The sequence below is a fragment of the Roseobacter sp. genome, assembly GCF_024639605.1.
GTDB lineage: Bacteria > Pseudomonadota > Alphaproteobacteria > Rhodobacterales > Rhodobacteraceae > Roseobacter.
This window is the reverse complement of record NZ_JAHEHZ010000014.1, coordinates 1-14842: the sequence shown is the minus strand read 5'-3', so window position 1 is coordinate 14842 and position 14842 is coordinate 1. Positions and strand designations below refer to the sequence as shown.

The following is a 14842-nucleotide window of genomic DNA, read 5'->3' as shown; positions in this document are numbered from 1 at the left end:
GCCCACAAAAGCCGGTCAGATCGCGTTAGTTCCGCCGCCCGTTGAATCCCGGGCGCACGCGGCAGAGCATCAGGATGGCGCAAGGGGTGCATGGTCTGCAGCCTTTCCGGACCCGCTGAATTTCGGATCAACTGCCGGCGGAGCGGCGTGGTCCCCTGGCCTGCCCGGAAGCTTCTCGCCGAGCATCAGCATCGCCGGGGTCAGGATCAGGGTCAGCAGCGTCGCGACGACCAGGCCTCCCACGATGGCACTCGAAAGCTCCGTCCAGTACTGTGTGGAAGGCGCACCAAAGACGATCTCCCGGGTGAAAAAGTTCAGGTTAGCGCCCAGTACCATAGGCATCAGCCCCAGTGCCGTGGTGACCGAAGTCAGCATCACGGGCCGCAGACGCTGCGCGCCGGTCCGCAACGCCGCTTCGCGCGGGGAAAGGCCTGTGCGTTTCAGATCGTTATAGGTATCAATCAATACGATATTGTTGTTGACGACGATCCCCGCAAGCGCGATCACCCCGATCCCGCCCATGACAACGCCAAAGGGGCGCCCGGTGATAAGCAGGCCCAGAAGCACACCCGCCACCGAAAAGATGATCGCGCTCATCACCACAAACGCCTGATAGAAACTGTTGAACTGGATCACCAGAATGACCAGCATCAGAAAGATCGCCGCCACAAAGGCGCCGCCGAGAAACACCATGGTCTCGGCCTGGTCTTCGGCCTCGCCGGCAAAGCTGTAGGTCACCCCAGCGGGAAGCTCTGCGCTGTCGAGCGCTGCCTGAAGGGCGGTGATCTGATCATTCACAAGAACCCCGGCTGCGACATTGGCCTCGACAGACACCACGCGGCTTTCGTTGATCCGGGCGATCGTGCCGGTGCGTTCGGACGGCGCGAAGGTCACGAAGTTCGAAACGGGTACCAGCCCCGCTGAGGTCGGAACCCGCAGGTTGCCCAGTTCCGAGAGCGAACGTTCCTCTGCCGGGAACCGGACCCGGATATCAAGCTCGCCATCCGCATCATCGGGGCGGTATTCCGCCACCGCAATGCCCTGGGTCAGCAATTGCACGGCCTGCCCGAGAAGGCTGACGTCAGCCCCGTAGCGCGCGGCCTCTGCCCGGTTGACCAGTATCGACACCTCGACCCCTGGCAACGGGCGGGTGTCGGTCACATCGGTAAAACCTCCGATCCGCTCCATGATCGACAGGACGTTTTCAACCGCTGCGCCCTGTACGGCAGGATTGCGCGCGGCGATCTGAAGGTTCACCGGCTTGCCGCTGGTCGGCCCGCCGCTTTCAGTCTGTACCTGTAGGTCGATGCCCGCGATGTCAGCCACGTCGCGCCGGATGTCATTGCCGATCTCAGCGGCCGTCCGGCGCGCGTTCCAGTCGGTCAGCTCCAGTTGCAGCGTGCCGATCGTTTCCTCATCACCCTGTCCGGCGCTCATCGTCGAACGCGCATAAACCGATGCGATCTCGTTATACCCCAGCAACCGCGCCTCGACCCGGCGCACCAGCGCGTCCCGCTCGTAAATCGAGAAGTTATCGCGGGCGCGGACCTGTACCTGCATGAATTCCGGCTCGACGGACGGAAAGAATGTCAGCCCTTTGCCGAATTCACCGTATAGCCCGAAACCGCCAAGCAGAAGCGCTATCGCAAGCAAGGCGGTGGCTCCGGGGCGCAGGATTGCCCGTTCGAGCAGCCGTACATAAAGACCGGTCAACCCGCCGATACGGCGCGGATCGCCCCGTTCGGCATCGTGCAAGGCGCGTTTGGATGCCGCCGTCTGAGCAGGCCGCTTGCCGATCAGACCACCAAGCACCGGGATAAAGATCAGCGCCATAAAGAGCGATGCAGCCAGCGTCAGGATGACAGTGATCGGCAGAAATTTCATAAACTCGCCCACCATGCCGGTCCAGAAAAGCAACGGAAAGAACACGCTCAGCGTCGTCGCCGTCGAGGCAATGATCGGCCAGGCCATACGTTTGGCGGCGTGAGCGTAAGCCTCGCGCGGGGGCGCACCTTCCTGCAACTTCCGGTCCGCCAGCTCGGTGGTGACGATCGCCCCGTCCACCAGCATACCCACGACCAGAATCAGCGAAAACAGCACGACGATGTTCATGGTGAACCCCATGCCCCAGAGCGCAATAACGCCGGCCAGAAACGCACCGGGGATGGCAAGCCCCACAAGGATCGCCGAGCGCACTCCAAGGGCTGCGACTATGACGATCATCACGAGTATAACGGCGGCAATGACATTGGCCTCCAGATCCGACAAAAGCGTTTCGACCTGCTCGGACTGGTCCTGAAGGTAAGTCACCTGAACGCTCTCCGGCCAGTCGGCCCGCAGTGTTTCGAGCCTCTCTTTGGTGGCGGCAACGGTGTCGATGATATTGGCCCCGGAGCGCTTTTTGACCTCCAGCGCCAATGCTGGTTGTCCGTCAATCCGCGCAAAACCCGTCGGGTCCTGAAAAGTCCGCCGCACGGTGGCCACGTCCTCGAAGGTGACAACCGCATCGCCGCGCACCTTGACGGGGATCTGCATCACATCGTCCAGATCCTCGATCAGCCCCGGTACTTTGAGCACGATGCGCCCGCCACCCGTTTCAATGGCACCCGCCGCGATCAGCCGGTTGTTGCGCTGGAGCTGGCTGATGAGTTCGTCGAAGCTCAGGTTGTAGGTCTGGAATACCGTCGGGTCGATCAGCACCTCGAGAAATTCATCCCGTGCGCCGCCGATATCGACCTCCAGCACACCTGCCAGCCCTTCGATTGCGGCCTGGGCGTCATCGGCCAGATCATTCAGGGTCCGCTCCGGAACCGGGCCGGAGATGATCGCGGTGATGATCGGAAAAAGGGCTGTGTTGATCTCGGTGATGGTCAGGTCATAGGCATCTTCGGGCAAATCTCCCTCCGCCCGGTCAGCCGCTTCGCGCACTTTGTCGAGCGCCTCCTCGATGTCGCCGCCAGGCGTGAATTCCAGCTGGACGCTGGCAAAGCCCTCTGACGCATGGCTCTCCATGTTCTCCAGACCGGTGATGGCCGCGAACTGTGCCTCCATCGGTTCGATCAGCAGACGCTCGGCATCGGCCGGGCTGATCCCTTCAAGCCCGGTCGAGACATAGACCAGCGGCAGCGGCACTTCCGGGTTGGCCTCTTTTGGGATCGAGACATAGGCCCAGGCACCCACGCCCAGGATCATCATCAGCGCCATGATGATAACGCGGCCGCGTGAGAATGCGGCGTCAATGATGCTATTCATAAGCTCAGTTCTCCTGCGCCACAGCGTCTGCCGCCTCAGGCGCCGTCGAAGGCCGGACCGTCTCGCCCGCATTCACAAAGCCCTGGCCCACCGTGATAATACGCGCGGTTTCCGGCAGTCCGGTCACCCAGATTCCGTCGATTTCCGCGCGCACGACCTCGATGTCGCTGAACGCAACCTGATCGTTTTCAGTCACCGTCTTCACGCCCAGACGGCCGTCGGGATTCAGCGATACGGTGGATGGCCGGATGAAATGGGCCAGAGCCTGGCCGGTGGGAATGCGGATTTCTGCGGAGATGCCGGCGGGGATCGCCCCGCCTTCGTTCGGCACGTCGATCTCTGCGAGGAACGTCCGCGTCTCGGCATTTGCAGATGTTCCGACAAAGCCGACCGTGCCCTCGCGTTCTTCGCCGGTAATGAAGCTGATGCTTGCCGTCTGGCCACCTGCGATCCGGCGCAACGCCTGTTGCGGCACCTGAATAGCGACGGTCAGCGGCGTGTTGTCCACGATCCGTCCGACCTCGGCCCCGACCTGCACGAACTCTCCCGGGTCCAGCGTCAGTCTCTCGATCCGCCCGGCAAAGGGGGCCACGACCATCAGTGCTTTTATCGTTTCCTCTGCGGCTGCCACGGAGGCTTCTGCCGCCGCCAGATCCGCCCGCGCGTCACTGACGCGATCTGCGGTGGAGACACCGCGGTTCAGCAGTTCCATCGCATTGTCAAACTCCCGCCGGGCGCTTGCCAGTTCCTGCCTCGCGCGCGCAAAATCGGCATCGGCGCGCGTTGACGTGAGACGCGCGATGACCGCGCCTTCCTCGACATCCTCACCCTTGGCGACCATGATCTCGGCCACATCGCCGGAGCTTTCCGCACGGATCGCCGTATCCCGGTCTGGCTGCGCCTGACCTTCGGCGCGGAAATACAGCGTTACTGGTTTGGCTGTGGAGTTTTCAACGGTTACCGCAACAGGTGCCATGCCCTCGTCGACAGATTGCTGTGGCTGCGTATTTTCGGCGGGCAGAAAATAACCGCTGCCCATCCATCCGGCTATGACCAGCACCAGTGCGGCTGCGATCCAGGTAGACCGGGACGCCCCCTCGTCGTCCTCAAAGGTAAGCTTTTCGGTTTCGTGGTTCATGGCTCGGTTCTCCACAGCGGGCGCACGCCGTATATTTAGATCACTAATTACACCGGAAAACGGCAATGCCCTCGTTTATCCGGTTCCTGCCTGTTTCTGCGCGATGTCGGCTGCTTCGACAATGCCGCACGGTGTCATGTCACAGATCCGTGGCTTCAGTTCTTTTACGGTCTGCAAGTCAACGCTCCGGCCCGGCCCGACGGTGATCTCTGACGTCAGACCGGCATCTGCCACATCCAACGTGCTTTCAGGCGCGCCGTCGGTGATCTCCCGTTGCAGCGCCGTGTTGACCACAGCCGCCGTGGCGTTGAAAATCTGACGATGGAGTATGTCATTTCCGGGCCTGGCAAGGACCTCGGAGAAAATCCGCATTTCATGAATGTCATCCGCTTTCCAGCGGACAGAGCCGGCGAAAAACGCATCCAGGATCGTTTCGCAGCGGCCTTCCGGCGCCATCCGTCGTTTGCGCTTTCCCGATTTCACTTGTTACTCTCTCTTACAGACCAACCTCTTGCAGACCAACCGCCGGCAAGTATGGCGATGCATCGAAGAAATCAACAAATGATCCGGTCTGTAAAAGCCTCATATTGTCCCGTGCCGGCGATACGCCGTTCCTGAAACACACCGGACTGACAGAGTTGCGCGCGGTCTCTGATCCCGCCGAAAGCACGTAAATACTCTGTTGCCGGACTGTTGTCAGGCGGGTTCGGAGACCGGTCCCGCCGCCTGCTGAAGGCAGAAACCTGCCGCGTGACACGCGACAGGTTACCTTGTTGAAAACCGCAGAAAGGATCATGTCAGTTGCGCGGAGGTCCGTGAACTCCGGCAGTCACGCCGGTCAGGCGACGTCGAACTGCAATGGCTTGATCTGTTTAAAAAGACCGGTCTCGGCAAGCTTTGCGCGCGCGTCTGCGGGCACAGGCTCATCCACATACAAAAGCGCAATCGCCTCACCTCCGGCAGCGGACCGCCCGAGGGTAAAGTTTGCGATGTTCACTCCGTTGCTGCCCATGGTTTGCCCGAGCGCGCCGATGATGCCCGGGACATCCTCGTTGGTGGTGTAGAGCATATGCGCACCAATCTCGGCGTCGATATTGATGCCCTTGATCTGGATGAACCGCGGCTTGCCGTCGGAAAAGACAGTACCCGCGACCGACCGCTCGCGCTCTGCGGTCACAACGGTCACCTTGATATAACCGTCAAAAGCGCCGGATTTCGCCTGGTTGGTGGTGGAGACACGGATGCCGCGCTCCTGAGCGATCACCGGGGCAGACACCATGTTCACATCCGGATTGGCCTTTTTCATGATGCCCGCGATGACGCCGCAATTGAGCGCCTCGAGATTCATCGTGGCCACCACGCCGTCATAAAGGATGTTGATGGCGCGAATTGGCTCATCCGTCATCTGTCCGATGAAAGCCCCCAGATGTCCGGCAAGTTTGACCCACGGACCCATGATCTTGGCCTCTTCGGCGGTGACGGAAGGCATATTCAGCGCATTAGAGACTGCACCGGTCAGCAGATAATCTGACATCTGTTCCGCAACCTGCAGAGCGACGTTCTCCTGCGCCTCGGATGTGGCGGCCCCCAGATGAGGTGTGCAGACCACGTTGGGCAGTCCGAAAAGCGGGTTCTCTGTCGCTGGTTCCTTTGCGAAAACGTCAAAGGCAGCACCGGCCACATGGCCCGATTTCAGCGCATCTGCCAGCGCTTCCTCATCGACCAGACCGCCGCGGGCGCAGTTGATGATCCGCACGCCTTTTTTCGTCTTCGCCAGCGCTTCGCGGCTCAGGATATTCGCCGTCTGATCGGTGAAGGGCACGTGCAGCGTGATGAAATCAGCCCGTGCCAGCAGCGCATCAAGATCAACCTTTTCTACCTGCATCTTATCGGCTTTTTCCTGCCCGAGAAACGGGTCATAGGCGATCACCTTCATGTCCAGCCCGCGCGCCCTGTCACAGACGATTCCACCGATATTACCGGCTCCGATCACGCCGAGCGTTTTACCGGTAAGCTCCACGCCCATGAATTTCGACTTCTCCCATTTACCGGCATTGGTCGAGGCGGATGCTTCAGGGATCTGCCGCGCTACGGCGAACATCATTGCAATGGCGTGCTCGGCCGTGGTGATCATATTGCCGAAGGGCGTGTTCATCACGATGATGCCCTTCTGCGAAGCGGCATCCTTGTCGATGTTGTCAGTGCCGATCCCGGCCCGGCCGATCACCTTGAGATTGTCCGCCGCATCGATGATCTTTTGCGTGACTTTGGTGGCCGAGCGGATCGCAAGACCATCGTAGTTACCGATGATTTCGGCCAGTTTTTCTTTGTCCTTGCCCACGTCGGGCTGAAAATCGACATCGATGCCGCGATCGCGGAAAATCTGAACGGCGGCTTCTGAGAGTTGGTCGGAGATGAGTACTTTGGGGGCCATGACGGACTCCGTTATCTGTGTTTTCTGTGATAGGGGAAAGAGGCGGGCGGTTACGCCTGCGCCATCTGTGCCGCGATTTCGGTCTCAAACGCCCATGAGAGCCAGGGCAGCATAGCCTCAATATCCGCGGTTTCGACCGTGCCACCGCACCATATCCGCAGACCTGCAGGTGCGTCGCGATAGGCGCCGATATCTAGGGCCACGTCCTCCTCCGCAAGCCGTGCAGCCACCGCTTTCGCAAAGCCCGCGCCGTCCGCGATCCGGTCGTCGGTGAATTTCAAACACACGGAAGTATTGGAGCGTGTTGCAGGATCACGGGCGAGGAAACCGATCCAGTCATGCGTCTCTGCAAAGGCGGAAATGGCCGCCGTATTGGCATCTGCCCGCGCAATCAGCCCCTTAAGACCACCCACTGATTTAGCCCAGTCGAGCGCCAGAAGATAGTCTTCGACACAGAGCATTGACGGCGTGTTGATCGTGGCACCGGTAAAGATCCCGTCGATAAGCCTGCCACCTTTCGTCAGACGGAAAATCTTGGGCAGGGGCCATGGCGGCGTGTAACTTTCCAGCCGTTCCACCGCGCGCGGGCTCAGGATCAGCATCCCGTGCGCCGCTTCACCACCGAGCACTTTCTGCCAGGAGAATGTCGTCACATCGAGTTTGTCCCAGGGCAGATCCATTGCAAAGGCCGCCGAGGTTGCATCACACAGGGTGAGCCCTTTGCGGTCTTCCGGAATCACATCGCCCGAAGGCAGGCGCACGCCCGAGGTCGTGCCGTTCCAGGTAAAGCAGACGTCGTGGTCATAATTCAGCGCAGCCATATCGACGATCTCGCCATAGTCCGCAGTATGCGCCGTGTGCTCGATTTTCAGCTGTTTGGCGACATCTGTGACCCAGCCCGCGCCAAAGCTTTCCCAGGCGACCATTTCAACGTGACGTTCGCCCAGCAGTGACCACATCGCCATTTCAAAGGCGCCGGTGTCAGAGGCCGGCACAATCCCGATTTTGTAATCCGCCGGCACGCCCAGAACGTCGCGCGTGGTCTCGATTGCGGCCTGCAGCTTCGCCTTACCCGGGGCCGCACGATGCGACCGCCCTAGCGGCGCGCCGGAGAGTTTATTCAGATCGAATACGGGGGGTTTGGCACAGGGGCCGGAGGAAAACCGTGGATTAGCCGGTCGCACGGATGGTTTTTGAGCGGCGCCCGCAGGCACCGTGTGTTGAGTAGCCATAAATGCTATCCTTCCAGATAAGCGCCCTTCGTTGGGGAAGGGTGTCCCACGCCAGGGTGTATGCGGCTGCGGGCACTGGCGCAATCGCAAAAAGCGGTCTAGAACGCCGCTCGGTCGCTTTTTTGCGACATTCATCAGGCGGAACGGAAACCAACGGATGTACACTGTCACGCTGATCGGCGCCGCGGGAGCGCAAACGCTCGGGCCCGCTTTGGTCGAGGCACTGCGCAATGCCTGGGGTGGTGGCGATGCGATCTGGCTCGCACCGGATGAGGCCGCTGAATTCGCTGTGCCGCAGATGCCTGCGAATCGCTGGGATGTCTGGGAAGACCTTCAGAAAATGCGCGTCGACCTGGCCATTCAGACGACAGTGAAACGTCGTAAAAAGATGCTGCTCGCGGATATGGACAGCACGATGATCCGGCAGGAATGTATCGATGAGCTTGCCGATGAAGCCGGCGTCGGCGAGCGCGTGAAAGACATCACCGCGCGCGCCATGAACGGCGAGCTTGATTTTGAAGAGGCACTGCGCGAGCGCGTCGGCCTGCTCAAAGGGTTACCTGAAACGGTGATTGCGCGCGTTCTTGAGGACCGGATAACATTCATGCCGGGCGGCGCGGCGCTTGTTGCGACGATGAAACACCATGGCGGGCATGCAGCTTTGGTCTCAGGCGGGTTCACCGCGTTCACCAGCGCGGTGGCGGCGGCACTCGGATTCAATGAAAACCGGGCAAACACACTCCTTGCTGCCGATGGTCACCTGACCGGCGAGGTCGGCGCGCCGATCCTGGGAAAACAGGCCAAGGTCGATGCGCTGCACGAGATAACCGGACGGCTTGGTCTGACCCCGGATGATGTGATCGCCGTGGGCGACGGGGCCAATGATCTGGGTATGCTGGAGCTTGCAGGGTCGGGTGTGGCGCTGCACGCCAAGCCTGTCGTGGCCGCCGAATGCGATCTGCGGATCAACCACGGTGATCTCACCGCACTTCTCTATCTTCAGGGATATGGCCGTGATGATTTCGTAACCGGGTGAAATCCGGCTTCGCGGACTGTGCTATACTCCTTGCAGGCAACATCAGGAGGAAGCGCGCATGCCGGAATTCATCTTTGCCTATCACGGAGGAAAACCCCCGGAAAATGATGCGGATATGGAAAAGACCATGTCGGACTGGCGGACCTGGTTTGAAGGAATGGGTAGTGCAGTCGTCAATCCGGGCAATCCGGTTGGCATGTCAAAAACCGTCAGCAACACGGGCGTGTCAGACGATGGCGGTGCCAATCCGATTTCAGGATATTCGGTCGTAATGGCAGACAGCATTCAGGCTGCTGTCAGGATGGCGGGCGATTGCCCGATGGTGAAAGACGGCTCCGGATCGGTCGAGGTCGCCGAAATTCACGAAATGTGATCAGGCCATCGCAGCGGCCGGCCGGATCCAGCCCGTCCGGTCCCCCGCGCGGTTCAGAACGGGGGCGTTCATATAGCGTCGCGTGGCCGGATGATCAGGCTCTAACACGCCCAGCTTTACCAGAATCGCCGCGATCGCGCATTCAGACGCCCGGGTCGTTCCGTCCACAATCTTAAGCGCGACACCGAATTTTTTTCCGGGGATAATAGCAATGTAATATCCCTCCGCCCCGGTCTTGATCGCGACCCGGCCGTCCATGGCGCGCATCAGATGCGTGCAGGCGTTGCCCTCGCCGGCGACAAGATCCGGATGCAGCCGCATTGCCTCATGCAACCGCGTCTCCGCACTGCCTTCGGGGCTGGCCGCGTAATGAGCCATTGCACGGGCCATGCCGTGCAGTGTCGAAGCGAAGTTGGGCGCCGAGCACCCGTCGATGGCAAAGCCGGGCGAGGTCTCACCGGTCACGCGCTCAAACGCTTCCAGAGCTGCCTTTTGAACCGGGTGATCCGTCTCGACATACTCGGGGCCCGCGCCCAGATGCTGCGCCAGGGTCAGAAAGCCCGCATGTTTGCCCGAGCAGTTGTTGTGATACCGGCAGGGTGTCTGATCCGCGCGGATCAGACTGTCGCGTGCGGGCAGATCAGAAGGCTCCTGCGGCCCGCATCGCAGGGCAGTATCGGAAAGACCAAGCGTATCCAGCCATCTCTGCACCCTGTCGGTGTGGATCGCGGCGCCCGTGTGAGAGGCACAGGCCAGCGCCAGTTGTTCCGTGCTCAGGCCTGCTTTATCCGCGGCACCCGAGGTGATGAGCGGCAGGGCCTGGATCATTTTGGACGAACTGCGCGGCAGTACGACCAGCGAAGGATCTCCCCAGGACTGTACAATATCGCCGCCCGCATCACAGATCACCGCATGGCCGGTATGCCAGCTTTCAAGGAAATCTCCGCGCCATATTTCGGTCATGGGAACAGGATGCGTCATTATTTCACTCACTTTCTGGCGAAAAGCTGCTGATCGGGCTTTAAGCGGGTGCTCAGTTTGCGTTATTGTGATCCTTGTCGGGAAGAATAGCGCGCCTTTCAAGGCAGCGGCACAATAAAAGGTCGCACCAGAGGGCCGCAGGATACATGAGGCTCAATACGGCTGGAGGCTGTAAACATGCAAATTTCTAATGGTTTTATGGGTATAGCTGCGACGGCGGTGCTGATCGCGGGTGTTGCGTCCGCTCAGGAGCAAAGCAGCAACCGCGTCGCAACAAAAACCGACTGGAACGTGTTCGTCGAGGAAAACCCCAAAGAGTGCTGGAGCGTTTCGGTGCCGACCGATACCGTCAATACACGCGACGGGCGGGTTGTCGCTGCGAACCGTGGTCAGATCCTGCTGATGGTGTCCTACCAGCCCGGCGCAAATGTCGCAGGTCAGGTGTCGTTTACGGGAGGATACCCGTTCCGCGCAGGCAGCCAGGTGACGGTCGATGTCTCAGGTACCGAATACTCGATGTTCACCGAAGGCGAATGGGCATGGCCCCCCAGTGCCTCGGATGATGAAAAGATTGTCAGCGCCCTTAAGCGCGGTGCTGATGCTGTTGTAACCGGTATCTCAAGCCGTGGGACCACAACCAAAGACACCTTCTCTTTGCTGGGGTTCACCGCCGCCGTCGAGGATGCTGAGAAACGCTGCAGCGGCTGACCAGATCCGTATATATTTAAAGAGCCCGTGCCGGATATGATTCCATGCGCGGGCTTTTTCTTTTGATCCGCGCACAAACACCTATATAGAGGCGCATCCATCAAACCACCGGGGAGCCGGCTCCATGTCTGCCAATGCGCCGATCACACAGGACGTACATACCATTCCGCGCAAACTGCCGGACGGGCCCGTCAATCTTGTCGGTCTGACGCGCGACGCAATGCGCGATGCGCTGATTGCGGCGGGCACGGCTGAAAAACAGGCAAAGATGCGGGTGGGCCAGATCTGGCAGTGGATTTATCAGTGGGGGGTGCGCGATTTCGATGCGATGACCAATCTGTCAAAGGCGTATCGCGCTGAGATGAAAGAGAAATTCGTCATCGAAGTGCCGGAAGTCGTGACCCGCAATGTCAGCACCGATGGCACCCGGAAATACCTTGTGCGCATCGCCGGCGGGCATGAGGTCGAAGTTGTCTATATCCCTGAGGAAGGTCGCGGTACGCTGTGCATATCAAGCCAGGTCGGCTGCACGCTGACCTGTTCCTTTTGCCATACGGGCACGCAAAAACTGGTGCGCAACCTCACGGCGGGCGAGATCATCGGCCAGGTGCTGGTGGCGCGCGACGATCTGGACGAATGGCCCGAGATCGGCGCGCCCAAAGATGAAACGCGCCTCCTGAGCAACATCGTTCTGATGGGCATGGGCGAGCCGCTCTATAATTTCGAGAACGTGCGCGACGCGATGAAGATCGCGATGGACCCCGAGGGTATTCAGCTCAGCCGCCGGCGGATCACGCTCTCGACCTCAGGTGTGGTGCCTGAGATTGCACGGACGGCCGCCGAGATCGGCTGCCAGCTCGCGATCAGTTTTCATGCGACCACCGACGAAGTCCGCGACCGCCTGGTGCCGATCAATAAGCGCTGGAATATCGCGGAACTGCTGGACGCGCTTCGTACCTATCCCAAGGTGTCGAACTCTGAGCGCATCACCTTTGAATACGTGATGCTGCAGGGCGTGAATGACAGCGACGAGGATGCGCGGCGGCTGATTAAACTCATCGACGGGATCCCGGCCAAAATCAACCTGATCCCGTTCAATGAATGGCCCGGCGCGCCCTATAAGCGCTCGTCGAACAACCGCATCCGCGCCTTTGCCGATATCATCTACAAAGCGGGCTACGCATCGCCCATTCGCACACCGCGCGGCGAGGACATCATGGCCGCCTGCGGACAGCTGAAGTCGGCGACCGAACGTGCCCGCAAATCCCGCCGTCAGATCGAAGCCGAAGCGGGACTGGCAGGCGAATAATGCAGCGCCGGGGCCTTCTGGTCTTTGGTACTCTGGTTGCTGCGGCGCTGGCTCTGCCGCCGGTGCTCAGGCGATGGCCGGATGATTTCGATTTCCAGCCACTCCACGGATTTCCCGGCTTCCGCCGGCTTGTGTCGGGCGCTGTTACCGGCGGTATTGATATTTTTGCAGGTCTCGGTGAAGACAACCGGTCTGCCGCAGCGATTCCGCCGGGCGACCCCTGCGCGGCGCTGTTCGGTGACCCCCCGGGCCCTGATGCGGCGCTGCCGGTCGCGGTTTTCAGCGATGTAAACTGCCCCAATTGCCGGACCCTGGAAAGTCGCCTTCTCACTCTGCGCGACAGCGGCGCGGGGATCCGGCTGGTCTGGCATCCGCTGCCACTGCTGGGACCATCATCAGTGCGGGCGGCACGTGCCGTTGTCGCGGCCGGGCAACAGGGTGTGCAGGAAGAGGCGCACCGTTATACAATGCAGCGGGCGCTGCCACCCGGGTCGTCGGCCCTGCGGCTGATGGCAAAGACGCTGGGCCTGAAAGAGGCACAGTTTCTGCGCGATGTGCAGAGCGATCAGGTAACGCTGCTGCTGGAAGAGAGCCTCAGGCTCGGGCGTGCGCTCGGTATCCCCGGCACGCCAGGCATGGTGGTCGGACGCACCCTCGTGATCGGCGCGATGCGGCAACCGGATCTCAGCAGGCTGATCCGCCTTGAGCAGGACGCGGCCCCGCGTGTCTGCACCTGACCCGCGCCCGGTTCAGGTGCGACCGGGGATTTTGTCGCGGGCAGGGGCCGTGTCCCAGTTCTCAATAAGGTGCATGGCGTCTGCGGCACTCTCGACGAAACGGAAAAGATCCAGGTCTTCTTCGGAGATCGTCCCCGCGTCTGCAAGCGCGTCCCAGTTCAGAATACTTTCCCAGAAGGACTGACCAAAAAGCAGCACAGGCACGCGCTGCATTCGTCCGGTCTGGATCAGGGTCAGCGCCTCGAAAAGCTCGTCCATGGTCCCGAATCCGCCGGGAAATACGCAGATCGCACGCGCCCTCATCAGAAAATGCATTTTGCGGATCGCAAAGTAGTGGAAGTTGAAACACAGCTCCGGCGTCACGTATTCATTTGGTGCCTGTTCATGCGGCAGCACGATATTCAGGCCGATGGAGTGGCCGCCCGCATCCATCGCTCCATGGTTGCCGGCCTCCATCACACCGGGCCCGCCACCGGTGACGATGACATTTTCGCGGCCCATGCTTTCCTGGCTTTTGATCGTCATGAGCCGGGAAAATTCCCGCGCCTCACCATAAAAATGCGACAGATCGGCGAGTGTTTTCGTGCGCGCTTTGTCTTTTTCCGCCGGTCGCGGGATGCGCGCCCCGCCAAAGAGCACGATGGTGCTGGTGATACCGTGCTGATCAAGCAGCATCTCGGGCTTCAGCAGTTCCAGCTGCAGTCGTACCGGGCGCAATTCGTCCCGGCACATGAAATCATCGTCGGTAAAGGCGAGCCGGTAGGCAGAGGCACGGGTCTGCGGTGTGTCGGGCACGACCTTTGCGGCAGCGCGGTCAGTGTGAGCATCCCGCAGCGGGTGCGTTTGTCGGCGTGTGTTCATCTGTCTCTCCGTTAGACGGGTTCAGCGTAAGGGGCCACGTTGTGCTGCGGGATGCAATGGCCCGTGTGCGATCATCCGGGCCTGCCGCTGCGACACCTCGCGATTGCGCCGCCCGGACTGGCCTTGTATAGGCCCGAAAACTGAATTTTGATTTTACGGAGAACGCCGATGTCCAATGCACAGCTTGAAGCCGCAATCGAAGCCGCATGGGAGGCACGTGACAGCATCACACCGGCAACCACCGGTGAGACCCGTGACGCCATTGAGGACACACTTGCCGCTCTGGACGGTGGCGCTTTGCGCGTCGCTGAACCCCGGGACGGTGGCGAATGGCACGTCAATCAGTGGGCGAAAAAGGCGGTACTTCTGGGGTTTCGTATCAAGGACATGGCACAGCAGGATGGCGGCCCGCAGGGCGGCGGCTGGTGGGACAAGGTCGACAGCAAGTTCAAAGGCTGGGGTGATGAGCAGTGGAAAGAGGCCGGTTTTCGCGCCGTGCCCAACTGCGTCGTTCGCAAATCTGCTTATATTGCGCCTGGCGTGGTGCTGATGCCGTCCTTTGTGAACCTCGGCGCCTACGTGGATGAGGGCACGATGGTTGACACCTGGGCCACCGTCGGATCCTGCGCGCAGATCGGCAAAAACGTGCACCTGTCAGGCGGCGTGGGCATCGGGGGCGTGCTTGAGCCGATGCAGGCGGGCCCGACGATCATCGAAGACAACTGTTTCATCGGCGCACGCTCCGAGGTTGTCGAGGGCTGCATCGTGCGCGAGGGCTCCG

13 protein-coding genes are annotated in these 14842 nt (G+C 60.6%); 6 read left to right on the top strand and 7 right to left on the bottom strand.

The genetic code is table 11. From position 1 onward, the window contains the following. Positions 1 to 69 precede the first annotated feature (69 nt). The 5 genes from Q0M35_RS03350 to Q0M35_RS03330 all read right to left on the bottom strand — a co-directional run bounded on the left by Q0M35_RS03350 (position 70) and on the right by Q0M35_RS03330 (position 8056). Complete coding sequence (locus Q0M35_RS03350) at positions 70 to 3252, bottom strand: efflux RND transporter permease subunit (protein WP_295312181.1); 3183 nt, start codon at positions 3250 to 3252, stop codon at positions 70 to 72. Between the two features lie 4 nt (positions 3253 to 3256). Further along, entirely contained in the window at positions 3257 to 4390 is a 1134-nt protein-coding gene (locus tag Q0M35_RS03345) for an efflux RND transporter periplasmic adaptor subunit (protein ID WP_295312179.1), read from the bottom strand. A gap of 75 nt (positions 4391 to 4465) precedes the next feature. Then, positions 4466 to 4873: a hypothetical protein gene (locus Q0M35_RS03340; RefSeq protein WP_295312177.1), complete on the bottom strand. Its 408-nt coding sequence runs from the start codon at positions 4871 to 4873 to the stop codon at positions 4466 to 4468. 355 nt (positions 4874 to 5228) lie between these two features. Then, on the bottom strand, positions 5229 to 6824 hold the full coding sequence (gene serA, locus Q0M35_RS03335; RefSeq protein ID WP_295312175.1) for a phosphoglycerate dehydrogenase: 1596 nt from the start codon (positions 6822 to 6824) through the stop codon (positions 5229 to 5231). 50 nt (positions 6825 to 6874) lie between these two features. Next, positions 6875 to 8056: a phosphoserine transaminase gene (locus Q0M35_RS03330; RefSeq protein ID WP_295312174.1), complete on the bottom strand. Its 1182-nt coding sequence runs from the start codon at positions 8054 to 8056 to the stop codon at positions 6875 to 6877. Between the two features lie 157 nt (positions 8057 to 8213). Between Q0M35_RS03330 and serB the strand changes: the two genes are divergently transcribed. After that, positions 8214 to 9092, top strand: coding sequence for a phosphoserine phosphatase SerB (gene serB, locus Q0M35_RS03325; RefSeq protein ID WP_295312172.1), 879 nt, complete (start codon positions 8214 to 8216; stop codon positions 9090 to 9092). Between the two features lie 58 nt (positions 9093 to 9150). Further along, complete coding sequence (locus Q0M35_RS03320) at positions 9151 to 9465, top strand: hypothetical protein (RefSeq protein WP_295312171.1); 315 nt, start codon at positions 9151 to 9153, stop codon at positions 9463 to 9465. On the opposite strand, the gene Q0M35_RS03315 is transcribed toward Q0M35_RS03320, so the two are convergent. Continuing rightward, a complete protein-coding gene (locus Q0M35_RS03315) occupies positions 9466 to 10446 on the bottom strand; it encodes an asparaginase (protein ID WP_295312170.1) in 981 nt (326 codons plus the stop codon). 177 nt (positions 10447 to 10623) lie between these two features. Here Q0M35_RS03315 and Q0M35_RS03310 point away from each other — a divergent pair, with 177 nt between their 5' ends. The 3 genes from Q0M35_RS03310 (at position 10624) to Q0M35_RS03300 (ending at position 13200) form a co-directional block, all read left to right on the top strand. Continuing rightward, entirely contained in the window at positions 10624 to 11154 is a 531-nt protein-coding gene (locus tag Q0M35_RS03310; RefSeq protein WP_295312169.1) for an invasion associated locus B family protein, read from the top strand. 124 nt (positions 11155 to 11278) lie between these two features. Next, on the top strand, positions 11279 to 12463 hold the full coding sequence (gene rlmN / locus Q0M35_RS03305; RefSeq protein ID WP_295312167.1) for a 23S rRNA (adenine(2503)-C(2))-methyltransferase RlmN: 1185 nt from the start codon (positions 11279 to 11281) through the stop codon (positions 12461 to 12463). Beyond that, positions 12463 to 13200 carry a DsbA family protein gene (locus tag Q0M35_RS03300; protein ID WP_295312165.1) on the top strand — a complete coding sequence of 246 codons (738 nt, stop codon included), beginning with the start codon at positions 12463 to 12465 and terminating at the stop codon, positions 13198 to 13200. The genes rlmN and Q0M35_RS03300 overlap by 1 nt, the downstream gene beginning before the upstream one ends. A gap of 12 nt (positions 13201 to 13212) precedes the next feature. On the opposite strand, the gene Q0M35_RS03295 is transcribed toward Q0M35_RS03300, so the two are convergent. Beyond that, positions 13213 to 14061, bottom strand: coding sequence for a TIGR00730 family Rossman fold protein (locus Q0M35_RS03295; protein WP_295312163.1), 849 nt, complete (start codon positions 14059 to 14061; stop codon positions 13213 to 13215). 168 nt (positions 14062 to 14229) lie between these two features. On the opposite strand from Q0M35_RS03295, the gene Q0M35_RS03290 reads away from it, so the two are divergent. Beyond that, a partial coding sequence (locus Q0M35_RS03290; RefSeq protein ID WP_295312161.1) for a 2,3,4,5-tetrahydropyridine-2,6-dicarboxylate N-succinyltransferase occupies positions 14230 to 14842 on the top strand: 613 nt, incomplete at its 3' end.

Coding starts and splice junctions, on each gene's coding strand:
- serB (WP_295312172.1), top strand. CDS start 8,214: ATGTACACTGTCACGCTGATCGGCGCCGCGGGAGCGCAAACGCTCGGG.
- Q0M35_RS03320 (WP_295312171.1), top strand. CDS start 9,151: ATGCCGGAATTCATCTTTGCCTATCACGGAGGAAAACCCCCGGAAAAT.
- Q0M35_RS03295 (WP_295312163.1), bottom strand. CDS start 14,061: ATGAACACACGCCGACAAACGCACCCGCTGCGGGATGCTCACACTGAC.
- serA (WP_295312175.1), bottom strand. CDS start 6,824: ATGGCCCCCAAAGTACTCATCTCCGACCAACTCTCAGAAGCCGCCGTT.
- Q0M35_RS03310 (WP_295312169.1), top strand. CDS start 10,624: ATGCAAATTTCTAATGGTTTTATGGGTATAGCTGCGACGGCGGTGCTG.
- Q0M35_RS03345 (WP_295312179.1), bottom strand. CDS start 4,390: ATGAACCACGAAACCGAAAAGCTTACCTTTGAGGACGACGAGGGGGCG.
- rlmN (WP_295312167.1), top strand. CDS start 11,279: ATGTCTGCCAATGCGCCGATCACACAGGACGTACATACCATTCCGCGC.
- Q0M35_RS03300 (WP_295312165.1), top strand. CDS start 12,463: ATGCAGCGCCGGGGCCTTCTGGTCTTTGGTACTCTGGTTGCTGCGGCG.
- Q0M35_RS03315 (WP_295312170.1), bottom strand. CDS start 10,446: ATGACGCATCCTGTTCCCATGACCGAAATATGGCGCGGAGATTTCCTT.
- Q0M35_RS03330 (WP_295312174.1), bottom strand. CDS start 8,056: ATGGCTACTCAACACACGGTGCCTGCGGGCGCCGCTCAAAAACCATCC.
- Q0M35_RS03350 (WP_295312181.1), bottom strand. CDS start 3,252: ATGAATAGCATCATTGACGCCGCATTCTCACGCGGCCGCGTTATCATC.